General features: G+C 58.7%; 3 protein-coding genes. All 3 read left to right on the top strand.

The genetic code is table 11. From position 1 onward, the window contains the following. The 3 genes from BEB42_RS07575 to siiEA all read left to right on the top strand — a co-directional run bounded on the left by BEB42_RS07575 (window position 1) and on the right by siiEA (window position 24,763). A complete protein-coding gene (locus BEB42_RS07575) occupies window positions 1–1,293 on the top strand; it encodes an APC family permease (RefSeq protein ID WP_000982158.1) in 1,293 nt (430 codons plus the stop codon). 337 nt (window positions 1,294–1,630) lie between these two features. After that, the gene (locus BEB42_RS07570) at window positions 1,631–2,986 is read left to right on the top strand and encodes a TolC family outer membrane protein (RefSeq protein ID WP_074501005.1); all 1,356 of its coding nucleotides are present in this window, start codon (window positions 1,631–1,633) and stop codon (window positions 2,984–2,986) included. A 108-nt stretch (window positions 2,987–3,094) separates the two neighbouring features. Then, a complete protein-coding gene (gene siiEA, locus BEB42_RS07565) occupies window positions 3,095–24,763 on the top strand; it encodes a BapA-related adhesin SiiEA (RefSeq protein WP_105267260.1) in 21,669 nt (7,222 codons plus the stop codon).

The raw sequence follows: 24,763 nt of genomic DNA, 5'->3' as shown, positions 1-24,763 counted from the left end.
ATGATGAACACGGAAGGTAATAACGGTAACAAACCCCTCGGTCTATGGAACGTCGTTTCCATTGGCATTGGGGCAATGGTGGGGGCGGGGATCTTCGCGCTGCTGGGGCAGGCTGCGTTGCTAATGGAAGCCTCGACCTGGGTCGCCTTTGCTTTTGGTGGTATTGTGGCGATGTTTTCTGGTTATGCCTATGCGCGTCTGGGGGCGAGCTATCCCAGCAATGGCGGTATTATCGACTTCTTTCGTCGCGGATTAGGCAACGGCGTCTTTTCGCTGGCGCTCTCGTTACTGTACCTGTTGACGCTGGCGGTAAGCATCGCCATGGTCGCCCGTGCTTTTGGCGCTTATGCCGTGCAGTTTTTGCATGAAGGCAGCCAGGAGGAGCACCTTATTCTGCTCTATGCGTTGGGGATCATTGCGGTGATGACGCTATTCAACTCCTTAAGCAACCATGCGGTAGGACGGCTGGAAGTGATCCTCGTCGGCATTAAAATGATGATCCTGTTATTGCTGATTATTGCCGGTGTCTGGTCGCTACAACCGGCGCATATTTCCGTCTCTGCGCCTCCCAGCTCCGGTGCGTTCTTCTCCTGTATCGGGATAACCTTCCTTGCCTATGCGGGCTTTGGCATGATGGCGAACGCGGCGGATAAAGTGAAAGATCCGGCGGTCATTATGCCACGGGCGTTTCTGGTGGCGATTGGCGTTACCACACTGCTTTACATCGCGCTGGCGCTGGTACTGCTTAGCGATGTATCGGCATTAGAGTTAGAAAAATATGCCGATACCGCCGTAGCGCAGGCAGCTTCTCCGCTGCTCGGGCATGTGGGTTATGTGATCGTTGTCATCGGTGCTTTACTGGCGACGGCTTCAGCCATCAACGCGAACCTGTTCGCCGTGTTTAACATCATGGACAACATGGGCAGCGAACGCGAACTGCCGAAGCTAATGAATAAATCTCTGTGGCGGCAGAGTACCTGGGGCAACATCATCGTCGTGGTGTTGATTATGTTGATGACGGCGGCGCTAAATTTAGGCTCACTCGCCAGCGTTGCCAGTGCCACCTTTTTGATCTGCTACCTGGCGGTGTTTGTGGTGGCGATGCGCCTGCGTCATGATATCCATGCCTCGTTGCCGATTCTTATCGTTGGCACGTTGGTTATGTTGTTGGTGATCGTTGGCTTCATCTACAGTCTGTGGTCCCAGGGCAGTCGTGCGCTGATATGGATTATTGGCGCACTCTTACTCAGCCTTATTGTGGCAATGGTCATGAAGCGCAATAAAGCCGTATAAAACCTCTCTGCGCGCAGTACTTTCTGTACTGCGCCTTTGTCTTTAATTCAAATTTCCTTTCTTATTCCTTTAATAAATAAGTCACAAAAAAATGATATATACGCGATAAATCTGTGATGCTAATCACTTATTGCTGTGGATTATTCTTAATGCGTATGATGGTAATCTAAAAGTCGTAGTGTATTCTAAATAAATAACGTATAAGCTTTTTAACTGCATTTCTTTTCCAATCTCAATGTTCGACAAAAGAGGTGCACAAGTTATTACCCTTCTTAATAAAATGAGACTGGTTATAAAAACTAGTTAAAATAATGACCTGGAAGGAAGTGACTTATCTATGGCGCGATTCCAGTTTAAAAACCGTAAAAATAATGGACTTATTTTTTTAATAAGTTTTATGGTGATGGGAGAAGCTACAATTGCTGCACCGCTGCCACAATGGGCGAACGCCCCAGCGGTAACGCCAGTTGCCCGATTATCTTTACAGGAAAGTATATTACGCGCCTTTGCGCTAAATCCCGACGTCACTCAACAGGCGGCGCAGATAGGTATTGGCGAAGCACAAATTGATGAAGCCAAAAGTGCCTGGTATCCGCACGTTGGATTAACCGGCAACGCGGGGCCGTCACGGCAAACGGACTCCAGCGGCAGGCTTGATAACAACGTTTCGTATGGCATAACCCTGACACAGCTGGTGTATGACTTCGGTAAAACAGATAACGATATCAAACTGCAAACCGCCGCTCGTGACAGCTACCGCTTTAAATTGATGGCAACTTTAACCGATGTTGCCGAAAAAACGGCGACTGCCTATATGGAGGTCAGTCGTTATCAGGCGTTGTGCGATGCGGCTCAACGCAATATCCACTCGCTGGAAAACGTCTACAACATGGCGGCGCTGCGCGCTAACGCTGGTCTGAACTCATCGTCAGATGAATTGCAGGCCCAGACGCGTATAGCGGGAATGCGCTCGACGCTGGAGCAATATCAGGCGCAGATGGCGAGCGCCAAAGCGCAACTGGCGGTGCTTACTGGCGTACAGCCGGAGGCGATAGCCGAGCCACCTGCTGAATTAGCCGAGCAGCCGGTATCGTTGAAAAATATTGATTACCAGTCCATCCCGCTTGTACTGGCGGCAGAAAACTTACGCCAGTCTGCACAGTACGGCGTGGAAAAAACGAAAGCGCAATACTGGCCGACGCTCAGTATTCAGGGCGGCAAAACGCGCTACCAGACCAGCGACCGCTCGTACTGGGACGACCAGTTACAGTTGAACGTCAACGCGCCGTTGTATCAGGGCGGCGCGGTTTCGGCTCAGGTGCAACAGGCTGAAGGGCAAAAAAAAATCTCTGCCTCGCAGGTCGAACAGGCAAAACTGGATGTGCTGCAACGAGCGTCTGTGGCATATGCGAACTGGACCGGCGCACGGGGTCGCGAAGAAGCCGGTTTAGCACAATCCGAAAGTGCGCACAAAACGCGAGATGTGTACCAAAATGAATATAAATTGGGCAAACGCAGCCTGAATGATCTATTAACCGTCGAGCAAGATGTCTTTCAGGCGCAATCGGCTGAAATAAATGCCAGTTATGATGGCTGGGTCGCCGCAGTGAATTATGCCGCTGCGGTTAATAACCTTATTCCATTAGCGGGAATTAAACAGGGCTTATACAACGACTTACCCGACTTGAAATAATCCTGCCATTATTAATATCAGGTATGCATCGTTGTTAAGTGATTACCTTTGTCTTATTTAGATAAATGGACTCGCTAAGGATATGCGCCATTTATCAGGAATGCCATTATGAGCCTGATTATTGATGTTATTTCGCGAAAAACATCCGTCAAACAAACGCTGATTAATCCAGGCGACGTTACGGTTGTCATTTATGAGCCCTCTGTAGTGCAGGTTCATGCTCAGGCATCTGCCGTTGTGCGTTATGTCCGTGACGGAAATGACCTGTTGATCTATATGCAAGACGGCACGGTGATCCGCTGCAACGGTTATTTCCTGCAAGCGGCAAATACCAGCGAACAATCTCAACTGGTGTTTGCCGATGGTCAACAGCTGACTCATGTCACCTTTGCCGATACCGCCGCCGGTGGCTTAGCGCCCGTTGAACTGAGCGCCCAGACTACCGCGATTGAAAGTATTGCGCCGTATCTTGATACCGTCGCTCAGACCAGCGCCTTCCCGTGGGGATGGTTAGCGGGTGCCGCGGTAGGTGGTGGCGCGCTTGGCGCTTTACTGGCAAGCGGTGGTGATGATGACTCAAAAACTGAAGTGGTTAACAACCCTCCGCCAGCCGAACCCGGCAATGCCACTCCATCGTTTTTAGTCACCGATAATCAGGGCGATCAACGCGGTATTCTTTCCGCCAACGATATCACCGATGACACCACGCCAACCTTTAGCGGCAGCGGTCAGGCGGGGGCGACCATTCAGATCAAAGACAGTAACGGCAATACTATCGCCAGCACTCAGGTAGACAGCAACGGGCGCTGGAGCGTCGATTTGCCTACGCAAAGTGCGGGCGAACACACCTGGTCGGTGGTGCAAATTGTTGGGAGCACCATTACCAACGCCGGGTCGATAACGTTAACCATCGACAATAGTCAGGCCGCCGTACAGCTCGCCACCACCGCAGGCGATAACATCATTAACGCCAGCGAACAGGCCGCCGGGTTTACGCTTTCTGGCACGACGAGCAACCTGGCGCAGGGAACGGAACTCACCGTCACGCTAAACGGCAAAACCTACACCACCAGCGTAGGCGCTAACGGCGCGTGGAGCGTGCAGGTGCCGACCGCCGACGCGCAAGCGTTAGGCGAAGGGAATCAGGCGGTGCTGGTCAGTGGGAAAGATGCCACGGGCAATACGGTCACTGGAGCGCAGCTGCTAACGGTCGATACCCAGCCGCCAACACTTGCTATCAACACCATCGCTCAGGACAACATTGTCAGCGCCTCAGAACATAACGCCGCGCTGGTAGTGAGCGGCACTTCGAACGCAGAAGCCGGGCAAACCGTAACACTGACCGTTAACGGGAAAAGCCATTCAGCAACCGTCGGTAGCGACGGAACCTGGCAAGTGACGCTGCCTGCCACGGAGGTCCAGGCACTGGCGGAGGGGAACTACGCTGTCAATGCCAGTGTCAGCGATCGGGCAGGGAACACCACCAGCAACAGCGCGAATTTCACGGTAGACACCTCAGCACCCGTGGTCAGCGTTAACACCGTTGCGGGTGACGATATTCTTAATACCGCCGAACAGATTGTGGCGCAGATTATTTCCGGGCGGGTCAGTGGGGCTTCCCCTGGCGACACGGTCACCGTCAAGTTAGGCGCCACAGTTCTGTCCGGCGTGGTGCAGGCAGACGGTAGCTGGAATGTGGCGCTTGATCCGGCGGTAACTCGCACTTTAGCGCGTGGCCCTAACGATATTATCGTCACGGTGACCGATGCCGCCGGAAATACCGGTACAGCGACTCATAACATCACCCTGGCGGGCGTCGCGCCGCAAGTCGCGATAGATGCGATCAGCGGAGATAACGTACTGAATGAGCTGGAGTCTCAGCAGCCGCTAACGTTAAGCGGCACCAGCAATTTGCCCGATGGCGGTACAGTTAGCGTGACGTTGAATAATGTCACGTATAGCGCTCAGGTCAGCGGCGGCGTCTGGTCGCTGAGCGTTCCGGTGAGTGATGTTGTTAATCTTGCGAACACCAATTACACCGTCACTGCCAGCGCCACCGATGTGACCGGCAACACTGGCACCGCGCAGAGCAATTTGCTGGTCGATACGGTGCTGCCGCAGGTGATCATCAACACCTTTGCGGGCGACAACATTGTCAACAACGCCGAAGCGGGAGCAGATCAAACCCTGAGTGGCGTCGTCGTGGGCGCCGCGCAGGGCGATACGGTCACTATTGAACTGGGCGGCAATACTTACACGGCGACGGTGGGCAGCAATCTCACCTGGAGCGTGAACGTTCCGGCGGCAGATTTACAGGCGCTGGGCGATGGTGCGTTAACCATTAATGCTTCGGTTACTACCGTACATGGCAATACGGGTAGCAGTGCGCTTGATATCACCATCAGCGCCGGGCTGCCGGGGCTGCGCATTGACACCATCGCGGGCGATGATGTGATCAATGCCGTTGAGCAGCAGCAAAACCTGATTATCACCGGTAGCAGTACTAATTTGCCCGCCGGAAGAGTGGTCACTGTTTTGCTCGGCGGCAACACCTACCAGGGGGTGACCGACAGCAACGGCAACTGGCAGGTAGGCGTGCCTGCGGCAGATCTACAGGCACTGACGCCGGGTACGATAGTGGTTAATGCCAGCGCAACGGACCCTGCCGGGAACCCGGTTACTATCGATCGCAACGTGGAGGTTAATCCGGGCGCGGTGCTTATTACCATCAATACCGTCTCCGGCGATGACATTATCAATGCCGCAGAAAAAGGCGCGCCATTGACGCTGACCGGTACCACGCAGCTGGTGGAAACTGGGCAAACCGTAGTAGTGAAATTCGCCGGGCAGACCTTTACCACTACCGTTCAGGCAGGTGGCGGCTGGAGCCTGACCGTTCCCGCCAGCGCGGTGAGTAGCCTGGCAGACGGTGCGGCGGAAATCACTGCGACCGTCACTAATATCAGCGGTAACACAGGCGACACCTCCCGTACCATTACCGTCGACAGCCAGGCCCCGGCCTTAAGCATCGACTCGCTGACGGCTGATAACATCATCAACGCCGCCGAAAGCGGGCAGGATCTTCCCATCACTGGCACCACTGACGCCCAGCCGGGGCAGACGGTGACCGTTACACTGAATGGGCAAACCTATCAGGGCGTCGTGCAGCCAGACGGCACCTGGAGCGTGACCGTTCCCGCCGCCAACGTTGGCGCACTGGCTGACGGCAACGCCACGGTGACCGCCAGCGTGAACGATATCGCTGGTAACCCGACCAGCGTCTCACGAGTGGCGCTGGTCGATGCCACGCCGCCCGTGGTGAATATTAATCCGGTGGCAACCGATAACGTCATTAACACGCCGGAACACACTCAGGCGCAAATTATCAGCGGCACGGTCACCGGCGCGCAGGCGGGCGATATTGTCACCGTTACGCTGAATGATGTGGATTACACCACGGTGGTGGATGCTTCCGGCAACTGGAGTCTGGGCGTTCCGGCCTCCGTTGTCAGCGGACTGGTGGACGGCAGTTATCCGATCAACGTTTCAGTGACTGATCGCGCCGGAAATACGGGTAGCCAGTCACTGACCGTCACGGTTGATACCGCCGCGCCGGTGATTGGCATTAACAGCATTGCGGGCGATGATGTGATCAACGCCAGCGAAAAAGGAGCCGATCTCCAGATCACCGGCACCAGCGATCAGCCTGTTAATACCACCATCACCGTGACGCTGAACGGGCAAAATTACACCACCACGACCGACGCCTCCGGCAACTGGAGCGTCACCGTTCCGGCATCGGCGGTAACCGCACTGGGCCAGGCCAACTACACGGTAACGGCGGCGGTGACGAGTAATATCGGCAACAGCAACACCGCCAGCCATAACGTGCTGGTCGACAGCGCGCTGCCCGGCGTGACCATTAACCCGGTGGCAACCGACGATATTATTAACGCCGCCGAAGCGGGTGCTGCGCAAACCATCAGCGGGCAGGTTACCGGAGCTGCCGTTGGCGACACGGTAACCGTTACGCTGGGCGGTAATACTTACACCGCCACCGTGCAGGCCAATTTAAGCTGGAGCGTGAGCGTTCCGGCGGCGGGTATTCAGGCGCTGGGTAATGGTGATTTAACGGTGAGCGCCTCGGTCACCAATCAAAACGGCAACACCGGCAGCGGCACGCGGGATATCACCATCGACGCCAATCTGCCCGGTCTGCGGGTCGATACGGTAGCGGGCGATGATGTGGTGAATATCATCGAACACGGGCAGGCGCTGGTGGTCACCGGCAGCAGCTCGGGGCTGGCAGAAGGCACGCCGCTTACCGTTACGATTAACAATGTGGAATACACCACTGCGGTGCAGGCCGATGGTGGCTGGAGCGTGGGCGTCACGGCGGCGCAGGTTAGCGCCTGGCCTGCGGGAACAGTGACGGTTACTGTGTCCGGGGAAAGTAGCGCCGGAAATCCGATAAGCATTACGCATCCGGTAACGGTCGATCTCACGCCAGCGGCGATCACCATCAACACCATCGCTACGGACGACGTGATTAACGCCGCAGAAAAAGGCGCTGATTTAACCCTTTCCGGCACCACCACGAATGTAGAACCCGGTCAAACCGTCACCGTCACCTTTGGCGGGAAAAATTACACCGCCAGCGTGGCGAGCGATGATAGCTGGACTGCCACCGTTCCTGCCGCCGATCTGGCAGCATTACCTGAGGGTAGCGCCTCCGCGCAGGCCAGCGTCAGCAATATCAATGGCAATAGCGCCTCGGCGGTGCATAACTACAGCGTCGATAGCAGCGCGCCAACCATCATTATCAATACCGTCGCCAGCGACAATATCGTTAACGCCAGCGAAGCCGATACGGGCGTGACGGTGAGCGGCAGCACCACCGCTGAAGCGGGGCAGATTGTTACGGTAACGCTTAACAGCCCAACTGTGCAGACCTATCAGGCAACGGTACAGGCCGACGGCAGCTGGAGTATTAATATTCCGGCGGCAGATCTTGCCGCTCTGACCGATGGCAGCCATACCCTGACGGCGACGGTCAATGACAAAGCGGGCAACCCGGCGAGCACCACGCATAATCTGGCGGTGGATCTCACCGTTCCGGTACTGACCATTAACACCATTGCGGGCGATGATATTATTAACGCCGCCGAACACGGGCAGGCGCTGGTGATTTCCGGTTCCAGCACCGGCGGAGAAGCGGGCGATGTCGTCACCGTCACGCTAAACAGTAAAACCTACACCACGACGCTGGATGCTTCCGGCAACTGGAGCGTCGGCGTTCCGGCTGCGGATGTCTCTGCGCTGGGCAGTGGCCCGCAAACCGTGACGGCGACCGTTACCGATGTGGCTGGCAACAGCGACAACGAGACGCACACGGTCACCGTTAACCTTACCGCGCCGACCATTGGCATCAACCCCATTGCCAGCGATGATGTGATTAATGCCACGGAAAAAGGCGCGGATCTGCAAATTTCCGGCACCAGTAATCAGCCCGCAGGCACCAAAATTACGATGACGCTTAACGGGCAAAATTACTCCGCCACGACGGACGCCGCAGGCAACTGGAGCACCACGGTGCCAGCCTCTGCCGTCGGTGCGCTGGGCGAAGCCAGTTACACGGTGACGGCGAACGTCACCGACAGCGCGGGCAACAGCAATTCCGCCAGCCATAACGTGGAGGTGAATACCGCGCTGCCGGGTGTCACCATTAATCCGGTGGCGACCGACGATATTATTAACGCGGCGGAATCGGGCGTGGCGCAGACCATCAGCGGCCAGGTGACGGGCGCGGCGGCGGGCGATACGGTTACCGTGACGCTTGGCGGGAAAACCTACACCGCTACTGTGCGGGGCAATTTAAGCTGGAGCGTGGACGTTCTGGCAGCGGATATTCAGGCTATTGGTAATGGCGACCTGACGGTTAATGCCTCGGTAACCAACGGCGTGGGTAATACCGGCAGCGGTGCGCGCGATATTGTGATAGATGCCAATCTGCCAGGTCTGCGCGTTGATACCGTGGCGGGCGATGATGTGGTTAACAGCATCGAGCACGGTCAGGCACTGGTGATAACCGGTAGCAGCAGCGGGCTGGCGGCGGGCGCGGCGCTGACGGTGGTGATTAACACGGTCACTTACGCTGCGACAGTATTAGCCGATGGCACATGGAGCGTTGGCGTTCCGGCAGCAGATGTGGGCAACTGGCCTGCGGGGACGGTGGATATCACGGTTTCAGGCGCCAGTAGCGCAGGAAACCCGGTCACCATCACCCATCCGGTCACCGTCGATCTGGCGGCGGTGGCGATCTCCATTAACACCGTTTCCGGCGACGATGTGATTAACGCCGCTGAAAAAGGGGCCGATTTAACCCTTTCCGGCAGCACTTCCGGCGTGGAAGCGGGGCAAACCGTCACCGTCACCTTTGGCGGCAAAACCTATACCGCTACCGTAGCGGGCGATGGCAGCTGGACAACCACCGTACCCGCCGCCGATCTCAGCGCGTTACGTGACGGCGACGCCACGGTACAGGCCAGTGTCAGCAATATTAACGGCAACACGGCTTCGGCAACCCACGCCTATAGCGTCGATGCCACGGCACCGACGCTTGCCATTAACACTATTGCCACCGACGATATTCTTAACGCCGCTGAGGCGGGCAATCCGTTAACCATCAGCGGCACCAGCACCGCCGAAGCGGGGCAAACGGTAACCGTCACGCTTAATGGTGTGGCTTACATCGGCACCGTTCAGGCGGACGGAAGCTGGAGCGTCAGCGTGCCGACGGCGGATCTCAGCAATCTGACTGCCAGCCCGTACACGATCAGCGCCTCGGTAAGCGATAAAGCAGGTAATTCGGCGACCGCCACCCACGGTCTGGCGGTGGATCTCACTGTTCCCGTGCTGACCATCAACACCGTCTCCGGCGATGACATTATTAATGCCGCCGAACACGGGCAGGCGCTGGTGATCTCGGGTTCCAGCACTGGCGGCGAAGCGGGCGATATCATCACCGTCACGTTAAACAGTAAAACCTACACCACGACGCTGGATGCCTCCGGTAACTGGAGCGTCGGCGTTCCGGCGGCAGATGTCACCGAGCTGGGCAGCGGCCCGCAAACCGTCACTGCCACCATTACCGACGCGGCAGGCAACAGCGATGACGCCAGCCGCACGGTCACTGTGAATCTGACCTCGCCAACCATTGGTATCAATACTATTGCCACGGATAATGTGATTAACGCCACGGAAAAAGGCGCGGATCTGCAAATCACCGGCACCAGTAATCAGCCCGCAGGCACCACAATAACGGTGACGCTGAACGGGCAAAATTACACCGCTACCACCGATAGCAGTGGCAACTGGAGCGCCACGGTGCCAGCGTCAGCGGTTAGCGCGTTGGGTGAAGCTAACTACACAGTAACCGCGAACGTCACCGATAGCGCGGGCAACAGTAATTCCGCCAGCCATAATGTGCTGGTCAACAGCGCCTTACCTGGCGTTACCATTAACGCAGTGGCAACCGATGACATTATTAATGCCGCCGAAGCGGGCAGTGCGCAAACCATCAGCGGCCAGGTGACGGGCGCAGCGCAGGGGGATACGGTTACCGTCACGCTGGGCGGCAACACCTACACCGCCACGGTGCAGGCTAATTTAAGCTGGAGTGTCAGCGTTCCAGCGGCGGATATTCAGGCGCTGGGTAACGGCGACCTGACAGTTAACGTCTCGGTCACCAATGTCGTTGGTAATACCGGCAGCGGCTCGCGGGATATCACGATCGACGCCAATCTGCCTGGTTTGCGGGTCGATACCGTAGCGGGCGATGATGTTATTAACAGCATTGAGCACAATCAGGCGCTGGTGATAACAGGTAGCAGCACCGGGCTGACGGCAGGAACGGCATTAACGGTCGTGATTAACAACGTCACTTACGCTGCCACGGTGTTAGCTGACGGTACATGGAACCTCGGCGTTCCGGCGGCAGACGTCAGCAACTGGCCTGCGGGTACGGTGGATATTACGGTAAGCGGCACCAACAGCGCCGGAACAACCTCCACCATTACCCATCCGGTTACCGTCGATCTGGCAGCGGTCGCCATAACCATTAACACTCTCTCCGGCGATGATGTGATCAATGCCGTCGAAAAAGGCGAAACGCTGGTGGTGAGCGGCAGTACCAGCGGTGTAGAAGCCGGGCAGACGGTGACCGTCACCTTTGGCGGCAAAAATTACACCACCACTGTGGAAGCCAACGGTAGCTGGACGGTGAATGTGCCGCCTGCCGATCTCGCTGCGTTGCCGGACGGCGCGGGCAACGTGCAGGCGAGTGTCAGCAACATTAACGGCAACAGCGCCCAGGCCGATCGCGCGTACAGCGTCGATGCCACCGCGCCGCTTGTGACCATCAACACCATCGCCAGCGACGATATTCTCAACGTGAGTGAAGCGGGCGCGGGGATAACCATCAGCGGCACCACCACGGCGCAGGCCGGGCAGACGCTGACTGTCACGCTCAATAACAACACGTACCAGACTACCGTCCAGGCCGATGGTACCTGGAGTGTGAACGTTCCGGCGACAAATTTAAGCGGATTAACCGCCAGCAGTTATACCGTGACCGCCACGGTGAGCGACAAAGCGGGCAACCCGGCAAGCGCGGATCATGCACTGGCGGTGGACGTTACCGCGCCGGATCTCACCATTAACACCGTCGCGGGCGATGACATTATCAACGCCATCGAACACGGGCAGGCGCTGGTGGTGAGCGGAACCAGTACGGGCGCGGCGGCAGGCGATGTGGTGACCGTCACGCTGAACGGTAAAAACTACACCACAACGCTGGACGCCTCCGGTAACTGGAGTGTGGGTATTCCGGCGGCGGATGTCACGGCACTGGCAACCGGTAGCCAGACCATCACCGCCAGCCTGAGCGATCGCGCGGGCAACAGCGACAGCACGACTCACGATGTGACCGTTGATCTCAGTGGCCCGACGCTGACCATTAACACTGTCTCCGGTGATGACATTATTAATAATGCGGAGAAAACCCAGGATCTGATCATCAGCGGCGTCTCCAGCGGCCTGGTGGCAGGCACTACGGTCACTGTGATGTTGAACGGCCTGGCGTACAGCGCCACCACCGACGGCTCCGGCAACTGGAGCGTTACCGTGCCGGCTTCGGCGGTCGGCGCACTGGGCGAGGCGGTTTATTCGATTAGCGCCAGCGCCACCGACAGCGCGGGTAACAGCGGTAGTACTACCCATACGGTGAATGTCGAATCGCTCCTGCCAGGGGTAATCATTAATACTGTGGCGGGTGATGACATTATCAACGCCGCTGAAATCGCCGTTAACCAGACCCTCAGCGGTCTGGTTACGGGGACGGCAGCAGCAGGAGATACGGTCACTGTCACGCTCGGCGGTAATCAATACACCACCACTGTACAGCCAGATTTAAGCTGGAGCGTCAGCGTGCCTGCGGCAGATTTGCAGGCGCTGGGTAACGGTGAACTGACCATCAGCGCCTCGGTGACCAATTCCGCAAATAATATCGGCACCGCGACGCACGATATCGTGATAGATGCCAACTTGCCAGGTCTGCGGGTTGATACCGTGGCAGGCGATGATGTGATTAACAGCATTGAGCACACTCAGGCACTGGTGGTCACCGGCAGTAGTACCGGACTGGCGGCGGGCGCGGCGTTGACGGTGGTTATCAATAGCGTCACCTACGGCGCAACGGTACTCGCCGATGGCACCTGGAGCGTCGGCGTTCCGGCGGCAGATGTCACAAACTGGCCTGCGGGGACGGTCAATATTGCCGTCTCTGGCACCAATACCGCAGGAACCACAACCAGCATTACTCATCCGGTCACCGTCGATCTTGCGGCCGTGGCGATTACCATCAACACCCTTTCCACTGACGATGTGATAAACGCCGCCGAGAAAGGCACTGATTTGCAGCTTTCCGGCACCACCTCAGATGTGGAAGCGGGGCAGACTATTACCGTTATTTTCGGTGGCAAAAGCTACACCACCACGGTTGCCGCGGATAATACCTGGGGGCTGACGATCCCAGCAGCCGATCTCGCAACCTTGCCGGATGGCGCAGCAAACATCCAGGCCAGCGTCAGCAACGTCGCGGGTAACAACGCCCAGGCAACGCATGTTTATAGCGTCGATGCCACCGCGCCCTCCGTTACTATCAACACCATCGCCAGCGACGATATTCTTAATGCCGCCGAAGCGGGATCGGCGCTGACCATCAGCGGCACCAGCACCGCAGAAGCCGGGCAGACAGTGACCGTGACGCTAAACGGCGTCAATTACAGCGGCAACGTGCAGGCAGACGGGAGCTGGAGCGTCAGCGTACCAACTGGCGATTTAGCCGACCTTACCGCCAGCCCCTATACGGTGAGCGCGGCGGTCAGCGACAAAGCGGGCAACCCAACCTCGGCAACGCATAACCTGACGGTGGATCTTGCCGCTCCGGTCGTCACCATTAACACGGTAGCGGGCGATGACATCATTAACGCCACGGAACATGCTCAGGCGCAGATTATCAGCGGCTCGGCAACGGGCGCGACGACGGGTAACACGGTTTCCGTGACGATTGGCACGACCACCTACACCACCGTGCTGGACGCCAACGGCAACTGGAGCATCGGTGTGCCTGCCAGCGTGATTTCCGCACTGGCGCAGGGTGATGTAACCATTACCGCCACGGTCACCGACTCCGCAGGCAACAGCGGCACGGCCTCGCACACTGTCAGCGTGGCGCTCGGTGCACCGATACTCGCCATTAACACCATCGCCGTCGATGACATCATCAACGCCACGGAGAAAGGCGCGGATCTGGCGATTTCCGGCACCAGCAACCAGCCTGCGGGCACGCAGGTAACTGTTACGCTCAACGGGCAAAATTACACCACCACTGCCGATGCTTCCGGGAACTGGAGCGTGACTGTTCAGGCGTCTGCGGTTGGTACGCTCGGTGAAGCGACTTATACGGTGACTGCCGCCGCAACCGATGTTGATGGCAATAGCGGTTCCGCCAGCCATAACGTGCAGGTTAATACCGCGCTACCGGGCGTCACCATTAACGTTGTGGCAACGGACGATATTATTAACGCCGCCGAAGCGGGGGCAACTCAAACTATCAGCGGGCAGGTCACGAGGGCCGCGGCGGGCGACACGGTGACTGTGACGCTAGGCGGGGCGACTTACACCGCTACGGTACAGGCAGACTTAAGCTGGAGTGTCGATGTTCCGGCTTCGGCGTTACAGGCGTTGGGCAACGGAGAGCTGACCATTTCGGCTTCGGTAACGAACAGCGTAGGCAATACCGGTAACGGCACGCGCGAAATCACCATAGACGCGAATCTCCCCGGTCTGCGGGTCGATACCGTGGCGGGCGATGATGTGGTCAACATTATCGAGCACGGTCAGGCGCTGGTGATTACCGGCAGCAGCTCTGGGCTGGCGGTGGGCAGCAATGTCACGCTGACCATTAACGGGCAAACCTATGTTGCGGCAGTGCTGGCGGATGGCACCTGGAGCGTCGGCGTTCCGGCGGTGGATGTCAGCGCCTGGCCTGCGGGGGCGCTGACGATTACGGCGAGCGGCAGCACTACAGCCGGAAACCCGGTCAGCGTTACGCATCCGGTGACTGTCGATCTCTCGGCGGTGGCGGTCAGCATCAACGCCATTACCGCCGATGATGTGATTAACGCCGCTGAGAAAGGCGCGGCGTTAACGCTCTCCGGCAGCACTTCCGGCGTCGAAGCCGGACAAACGGTCACCGTGACCTTTGGCGGCAAAACCTACACGGCAAGCGTCGCGGCGAATGGTTCCTGGAGCACCACGGTTCCGGCGGCGGATATGGCAGCCCTGCGTGATGGTGATGCCAGCGCGCAGGCCAGCGTCAGCAACGTTAACGGCAACAGTGCCACCACTACCCACGCTTACAGCGTCGATGCCACCGCGCCAACGGTGACCATTAACACCATTGCGGGCGACGATATTCTTAACGCCGCCGAAGCGGGTGCGGCGCTGACCATCACCGGCAGCAGCACGGCGGAAGCCGGGCAGACGGTGACCGTCACGCTCAATGGCGCAAACTATACTGGCACGGTACAAACGGACGGCAGCTGGAGTATCAGCGTACCGCCAGCCGACTTAAGCGCCCTAACCGCCAGCAACTACACCGTCAGCGCGGCGGTGAGCGACAAAGCCGGAAACCCGTCTTCAGCTAATCACAACCTGACGGTGGATACTTCCGTTCCGGTCGTCACCATCAACACGGTGGCAGGCGATGATGTGATCAACGCGACGGAACACGCCCAGGCGCAGATCATTAGCGGTTCCGCCACTGGCGCGGCAACCGGTAGTACCGTCACGGTGACTATCGGCAGCAGCATCTTCACCACGGTGCTGGATGCCAGCGGCAACTGGAGCGTCGGTGTCCCGGCAAGCGTTGTCTCGGCACTGGCAAACGGCACGGTGACCATTAACGCCAGCGTCACTGACGCCGCCGGAAACAGCGGCAGCGCCACCCATCAGGTGATGGTCAATACCGGGCTGCCGACCATTACCTTTAACGCCATCAGCAGCGATAACGTCCTGAACGCCGATGAAAAAGGCCAGCCGTTGACCATTAGCGGTAGCAGTACGGGGCTGGCGACAGGCGCACAGGTTACCGTCACGCTCAACGGTCACAATTACAGCGCCACCACCGACGCAGCAGGCAACTGGACCTTAACCGTGCCTGTCAGCGATCTGGCGGCATTAGGCCAGGCCAACTATACCGTCAGCGCCAGTGCCACCAGTGCGGCGGGCAACACCGCCAGCAGCCAGGCGAATTTACTGGTCGATAGCGGCCTGCCGGGCGTCACCATCAACCCCGTGGCAGGCGACGATATTATCAACGCCGCCGAAGCCGGGGGCGATCAAACCATCAGCGGGGTGGTGACCCGCGCCGCCGCAGGCGATACAGTCACCGTGACGCTGGGCGGCAACACTTACACCGCTACGGTACAGGGCAACTTAAGCTGGAACGTCACCGTTCCGGCAGCCGATCTCCAGGCGTTGGGAAATGGTGATTTGATCATTACCGCCTCGGTCACCAACGCGAATGGCAACACCGGTAGCGGCACGCGGGATATCACCATTGATGCCAACCTGCCGGGGCTGCGCGTGGATACCGTGGCGGGCGATGATATCGTCAACAGCATCGAGCATGGTCAGGCACTGGTGATCACTGGTGGCAGTAGTGGCCTGAATGCAGGTGCTGTGCTGACGGTTACCATCAACAGTGTGGCTTATTCTGCCACGGTACAGGCAGACGGGAGCTGGAGCGTCGGCATTCCGGCGGCAAACGTCAGCGCATGGCCTGCGGGGCCGTTAACCGTTGAAGTGACAGGCCAGAGCAGCGCCGGAAACCCGGTCAGCGTCAGCCATCCGTTCACCGTCGATTTAACGGCGGTGGCAATCAGCATCAACACCGTTGCCAGCGACGACGTGATTAACGCCGCCGAAAAAGGCACTAATCTGACCCTTTCTGGCAGCACCAGCGGAATTGAAAGTGGGCAAACCGTTACCGTCACTTTTGGCGGCAAAACCTACACCGCCAGCGTCGCCGCCAACGGAAGCTGGAGCGTAAACGTTCCGGCGGCGGATTTGGCAAGCCTGCCAGACGGCGCGGCGACCGTGCAGGCCAGTGTCAGCAGTGCGAGCGGCAACAGCGCGTCGGCAACTCATGCGTACAGCATTGACGCCAGCGCACCGACGCTCACCATTAACATCATCGCCAGCGACGATATTCTTAACGCCACGGAGGCGGGAAACCCGCTCACCATCAGCGGCACCAGCACCGCCGAAACCGGGCAGACGGTCACCGTCACTCTTAACGGCGCAACCTACACCGGCAATGTACAGGCGGACGGTAGCTGGAGCGTCAGCGTTCCCACTTCAGCCCTGGGCGCTCTGACTGCAAGCAATTACACCATCAGCGCCACGGTCAACGACAAAGCGGGCAACCCCGGCAGCGCCAGCCATAATCTGGCGATAGACACCACCGCGCCGGTTCTCACCATTAACACCGTGGCGGGCGATGACATCCTTAACGACGCCGAACACGCCCAGGCGTTGGTGATCTCCGGTACCAGTACGGGCGGGGAAGCGGGCGATGTGGTGAGCGTTGTGCTCAATGGCAAAACCTACACCACGACGCTGGATGCCTCCGGCAACTGGAGCGTCGGCGTACCGGCGGCGGATGTTACGGCACTCAGTAGCGGCGCACAGACCATCACCGCCAGCGTCAGCGATCGGGCGGGCAACAGCGACGACGCCAGCCGAACCGTCACCGTTAACCTCACCGCGCCAGCGATTAGCATCAACACCATCGCGGGCGATGACGTGATCAACACGACGGAAAAAGGATCGAATCTGGCGCTTTCCGGCACCAGCGATCAGCCTGCGGGCACGGCGATCACCGTCACCCTGAACGGACAAAACTACGGCGCCACCACCGATGCCTCCGGCAACTGGAGCGTCACCGTGCCTGCCTCGGCGGTCAGTGCGCTTGGCGAAGCCACCTACAGCGTCACGGCGAGCGTTACCAACGCTCAGGGCAACAGCAGCACCGCCAGCCATAACGTACAGGTCAATACCGCGCTGCCGGGCGTCACCATCAATCCGGTGGCGACGGACGATATTATCAACGCTTCAGAGGCGGGCAGCGCGCAAACCATCAGCGGCCAGGTAACCGGGGCGGCGGCGGGCAGCACCGTCACCGTTGAACTGGGCGGTAAAACTTACACCGCCACCGTGCAGGCTGATTTAAGCTGGAATGTGAGCGTACCTGCCGCCGACTGGCAGGCGTTAGGTAACGGTGAATTAACGGTTAATGCCTCGGTGACCAACGCCGTTGGCAATACCGGCAGCAGCACGCGTGATATCACCATCGATGCCAGTCTGCCCGGTCTGCGGGTAGATACCGTCGCGGGCGATGATGTGGTCAATATCATCGAACACGCTCAGGCGCAGGTGATTACCGGGAGCAGCTCCGGCTTTGCGCCAGGGACGGCGTTGACCGTGGTGATAAATAACCAAACTTATGCCGCCACGGTGTTGGCGAACGGCACCTGGAGCGTCGGCATTCCGGCGGCGGATGTCAGTAACTGGCCTGCGGGAACGCTGAATATTAGCGTTAGCGGCGCGAACAGTGCCGGAACGCAAACCAGCATTACCCATCCGCTGACCGTTGATCTCACTACCGTCGCTATCAGCATGAACAGCATCACCAGCGATGATGTGATTAATGCCACTGAAAAAGGTGCGGCGCTAACGCTCTCCGGTAGCACATCCGGCGTCGAAGCGGGGCAAACCGTTACCCTTACTTTTGGCGGCAAAACTTACACCACCACGGTGGCGGCAAACGGTAGCTGGAGCACCACCGTTCCGACTGCGGATTTGGCGGCTCTGCGTGACGGCGATGCCAGCGCCCAGGTGCGGGTGACTAACGTCAACGGCAACAGCGCCACGACAACGCATGAATACAGCGTCGATAGCGCCGCGCCAACGGTGACCATCAACACCATTGCCAGCGATAACATCATCAACGCCAGCGAAGCGGCGGCGGGCGTGACGGTTTCCGGCACCAGCACGGCGGAAACCGGGCAAACGCTCACCGTCACGCTAAACGGCACTAACTACCAGACCACGGTGCAGGCAGACGGCAGCTGGAGCTTAACGCTGCCTGCCAGTGACTTAACCGCACTTGCCAATAACGGCTACACCCTGACCGCTACGGTCAGCGATCTGGCGGGTAACCCTGGCAGCGCCAGCAAAGGCGTCACCGTCGATACCACCGCGCCCGTCATCAGCTTCAACACCGTGGCGGGTGATGATGTGATTAATAACGTCGAACACGCTCAGGCGCAGATTATCAGCGGCACCGCCACGGGCGCGGTGGCGGGTGATCGCCTGGTGGTGACCATCGCCGGGCAGCAGTATGTCACCAGCACCGATGCCAGCGGCAACTGGAGCGTTGGCGTGCCAGCCAACGTGGTTTCCGGCCTTGCAGACGGCACGGTGATCATCAGCGCCACCATCACCGACAGCGCAGGCAACAGCAGCACGCAGACGCACAACGTGCAGGTCAATACGGCGGTGGTGTCGCTCTCAGTCAGCACCATCAGTGGCGATAATATTATTAACGCCGCCGAAGCAGGCAGTGCGCTGACCCTGAGCGGCACCGGAACGAACTTTGCCGCAGGTACGGTGGTGACCGTGTTACTTAATGGTAAAGGCTACAGCGCCACCATTCAGAACAACGGGAGCTGGAGCGTGAATGTGTCGGCGGCAGACGTCGCGGTACTTGCGGATGGCACCAGCTACACGGTTAGCGCCTCCGCCCAGGACAGCGCAGGAAACAGCGCCACGGCCTCACGCAGCGTGGCGGTAGATCTCACTGCGCCGGTTATCAGCATCAACACCGTTTCGACGGACGATCGACTCAACGCCGCCGAACAGCAGCAGCCGTTAACCCTTAATGGCTCGACCAGCGCGGAAGTGGGGCAGACGGTCACTGTCACCTTTGGTGGCAAAACCTATACCGCCACGGTAGCCGCCAATGGCACCTGGGCGCTGAACGTGCCTGCGGCGGATCTGGCAGCGCTGGGGCAGGGCGCGCAGAACATTACCGCCAGCGTGAACGATCGCGCCGGTAACCCCGGTCAAACCACGCACGCCCTGACCGTCGATACCGTTGCGCCAACGGTCACCATCGCCACCGTGGCGGGTGACGATATTATCAACAACGCCGAGCAGCTTGCCGGGCAGACCATCAGCGGCACCACCACCGCCGAAGTGGGTCAGACGATCACTGTTACCTTTAACGGGCAAACCTGGACCGCAACGGTTGGCAGCGGCGGAAGCTGGTCGGTATTTATTCCGGCGCAGCAGTTTTCCGGATTAAGCGACGGCAGCTACACCATCAGCGCGACGGTCAGCGATCAGGCCGGAAACGCCGGCAGCGCCAGCCGTGGCGTGACCCTCAATGGCGACGTGCCAACCGTCACCATCAACACCTTTGCGGGCGATGATGTAGTGAACGCGGCGGAACACGGCGCGTCTTTGGTGATCAGCGGCACCACCACCGCCCCAGTCGGGCAGACGCTGACTCTGACCTTAAACGGTAAAACCTACACCACTACGGTGCAGACCGGCGGTAGCTGGAGCTACACCCTCGGCAGCGCCGATGTCACCGCGCTGGCGGACGGCAATGCCTATGTGATTAACGCTTCGGTGAGCAACGCCATTGGCAACATCGGTAGCAGCAATCACACCATTACCGTCGATCTCAGCGCCCCGGCGATGGGCATTAATATTGATTCCCTGCAAGCCGACACTGGCCTTAGCGCCAGCGACTTTATCACCAGCGTCAGCCCGGTGGTGGTCAACGGCTCACTCACCGCCGCGCTTGCCAGTAACGAGACGGCGCAAATCAGTATCGACGGCGGTGTAACCTGGAGCACGCTTACCGTTACTGGCACGACCTGGCGCTATAACGACAGCCGCACGCTGACCGATGGTAACTATCTCTATCAGGTGCGGGTGATTGATACGGCGGGCAACGTCGGGGCGACTGATAGCCAGAATGTGGTGATCGACACTACTGCGCCAGATCCCGCGGTGAAAACCATCACCATTAGCGCGATCACCACCGATACAGGTCTGATTACTAATGATTTTGTCACCAGCGACACGACGCTTGCGGTGAGTGGTACGCTCGGCGCGGCGCTCTCTGCTGGTGAGTCCGCGCAAATCAGTATCGATGGCGGCACCACCTGGCAGAATCTGGCGGTAAATGGATTAACCTGGACTTATCTTGACGGGCGCACGCTGACCGACGGTAACTACAACTATCAGGTACGGGTGATCGACACCGCCGGAAATATCGGCGCGACCGCCAGCCAGATAGTCACCGTGGACACCACCGCGCCGCTGGCGAGCAAAACCATCACCATTGCGGGCATCAGCGATGACACCGGTTTAAGCAGCAGCGATTTTGTCACCCGTGACACTACGCTGACCGTGCGCGGGACGCTCGGCGCGGCGCTGGCGGCAGATGAACGGGCGCAAATCAGCCTTGATGGTGGCGTTACCTGGGCCACTTTAACCGTTAACGGCACCAGCTGGAGCTATGCCGATGGTCGCACGCTCACCGACGGCACATGGAACTACACGGTGCGGGTGGTGGATCTGGCGGGGAATGTCGGGCAGACCGCGACGCAAAATGTGGTGGTCGACACTACCGGCCCGGAAGCGGCGAAAAGCATCACTATTACCGGTATCAGCGATGACACCGGAGCCAGCAGCAGCGATTTTATTACCAGCGACACCACGCTTACCGTGCGCGGCGTGCTGGGCGCGGCGCTCGGCGCTAATGAGTTCGCGCAAATCAGTACCGACAACGGCGCAACCTGGGTGAACGTGACCGTTGCCGCAGACGGTCTGAACTGGACATATGTGGACGGGCGTACGCTGACCAACGGCACCACCACCTGGCAGGTGCGGGTGGTTGATTTAGCGGGCAACGTTGGCGCAACCGGCAGCCAGTCGGCGCAGATTGACACCGTTAACCCGGCGCAGGTGCTCACCATCGCCAGCATCAGCACCGATACGGGGAGTTCGGCCACCGACTTTATCACCAGCGATACCACGCTCACGCTGACCGGTTCGCTGGGGGCGGGGCTTGCCAGCGGCGAAGTGGCGCAGATTAGCCTCGATGGCGGCGCGACCTGGACCACGCTCACCACCAACGGTACGCAGTGGACTTACACTGACAGCCGCACGCTGACCGACGGCAGCTACGTTTATCAGGTACGGGTGCTGGATCTGGCGGGAAATACAGGCCCGGTGGTATCGAAAACGGTGGTGGTCGATACGATTAACCCCACCGCCACGCCGACCATTGTGTCGTATACCGATGATGTCGGGCAGCGGCAGGGGACGTTTAGCAATTCGCAGGCCACCGACGACACCACGCCGTTGCTCATTGGCGTGCTCTCTGCGCCGCTTGCCAGCGGTGAAGTAGTTTACCTCTACCGTAACGGTCTGCTGTTAGGTGCGGTAACGATGGTCGGCGCGCTGAACTGGACTTACAGCGACAGTGGTCTGGTCAGCGGTGCCTATACCTACAGTGCGCGTGTGGTGGATCTGGCGGGGAATATCACCTCCTCCAGCGATTTTGTTCTGACGGTCGATACCTCAATTCCGACGACGCTTGCGCAAATCACCAATCAAACTACGCGCGATACCACGCCGATTATCAGCGGCGTACTCACCGCGGCACTCGCCAGCGGGCAGTATGTTGAAGTGGTGATCAACGGCAAAACCTACACCTCGCAGCCGGGCGGTGCGGTGGTGGTCGATCCGGCGCACAACACCTGGTATGTGCAACTGCCGGATACCGACGCGCTGGCGGCGTCTGCGACCGCCTATAACGTCACCGCGCAGGTGAAAAGCTCGGCGGGTAACGGCAACACTGCCAACGTCAGCACTGGCACGGTAACGGTTAACGCAGCGATTGATTACACACCGACCTGGACCACCGCCAGCAAATCCACCGCATGGGGGCTGACCTACGGCCTCGACACACACGGGATGTGGACAGTGCTGGCCAACCAGCAAATTATGCAATCCACCGATCCGCTCACCTGGTCGAAAACCGCCCTGACGCTGGTGCAAAGTGGCAACAACTATGCCACCAGCTCCATCGCCGATTACAACCGTAACGGTACGGGCGATCTGTTTATTACTCGCGATGACTACGGCACGGGGTATATCAACGGCTTTACCAATAACGGCGATGGTACGTTTTCCAGCGCCATCCAGGTGAACGTTGGCACCCTGACGTGGTATGGCTCGATTGTGGCGTTCGATAAAGAGGGCGACGGTTATCTTGATTTCTGGATTGGCGACGCCGGTGGACCGGACTCTAATACCTTCCTGTGGAACAACGCCGGCACCCTGACAGGCAACTCCACCACCGCTAATAACGGGGGGAGTGCTACGGTCGGTGGGGCGGTAACCGGTTATCTGTCACTCAACGAAGGTTCCGGTGTCGATCTCAATAATGACGGCAGAATTGATCTGGTTCAGCACACTTTCAACCTGAACAACAACTTCACCCTCTCATCGTTGATAAGTCAGGGCAATGGCACCTTCGTCTGGGGACAAAACACCGTCAATACTTTCCTCAGTAGTCCCGGCTCGGGGGGGAACTCGACATCCGTTTCCATGACATGGGCCGATTTCGATGGTGACGGCGATATGGATCTCTTCCTGCCCGCCAGCCAGGGAAGAGCTAACTACGGCTCGCTGTTATTCAACACCAACGGCGTGCTGGGTAGCCCGGTGGCGGTCGGCGCGACGGCAACCACCTACGCCAGTCAATTCAGCCTGGCCGTCGACTGGGATCATGACGGGTTAATGGACATCGCCCGTATCGCCCAGACCGGACAGTCGTATCTTTATACTAACGTCAGCAGCGCCAGTAACTGGACACAATCGGCACTCGGTGGCAGCCAGAGCGGCACCACCAGCGGCGTGGCGGCAATGGACTACGACTGGGACGGCGCGGTGGATGTGCTGGTAACCAAACAGTCGGGCAGCGTGTTCCTGATCCGTAACACTAACACGGTGAGCTACGGCACCTCGCTGCACCTGCGTATCACCGATCCCAACGGTATTAACATCTATTACGGCAATACCGTGAAGCTGTACAACTCGGCGGGTGTGCTGGTGGCGACACAAATCATCAACCCGCAGTCGGGAATGGGCGTTAACGACACCTCGGCGCTGGTCAACTTCTACGGACTTAACGCGGGAGAAACCTACAACGCGGTGCTGATCAAATCCACCGGCACTACCGCCAGCAATATCGACCAGACGGTGAATACCAGCTGGGGCGGCTTACAGGCCACCGATGCTACTCACGCTTACGACCTCAGTGCTGAAGCGGGTACGGCGAGCAACAACGGCAAGTTTGTCGGCACTGGCTATAACGACACCTTCTTCGCCACCGCAGGCACCGACACCTACGACGGTTCCGGCGGCTGGGTGTACAGTTCCGGCACAGGAACCTGGCTGGCGAACGGCGGCATGGACGTGGTCGATTTCCGTCTCTCAACGGTGGGCGTCACCGCTAACTTAAGCGTTACCACCGCACAGGCCACCGGTTTTAATACCTCGACATTTACCAATATCGAAGGGATTTCCGGCTCGAATTTTAATGACACTCTGACCGGCAGCAGCGGCGATAACCAACTGGAAGGGCGCGGCGGCAACGACACGCTCAACATCGGCAACGGCGGCCATGACACCTTGCTCTATAAACTGCTCAGCGCCAGTGACGCCACCGGCGGCAACGGTTCGGACGTGGCGAATGGCTTTACGGTAGGCACCTGGGAAGGCACCGCCGACACCGATCGCATTGATATTCGTGAACTGTTACAGGGCAGCGGCTACACCGGAAACGGCAAAGCCAGCTATGTCAACGGTGTGGCAACGCTGGATGCCCAGGCCGGAAACATCGGTGATTTTGTCAAAGTCACCCAGAGCGGCAGCGACACCATCGTGCAGATCGACCGTGACGGCACGGGCGGCGGCTTTGCGACAACTAACGTGGTCACGCTGACGGGCGTGCATACCGACCTCGCCACCTTACTGGCGAATCATCAGTTGATGGTGGTGTAG

The sequence above is a fragment of the Escherichia sp. MOD1-EC5990 genome (assembly GCF_002965285.1).
GTDB lineage: Bacteria > Pseudomonadota > Gammaproteobacteria > Enterobacterales > Enterobacteriaceae > Escherichia > Escherichia coli_F.
Note: the sequence above shows the minus strand (reverse complement) of the source record. Positions and strands in the feature narration are given on the sequence as shown.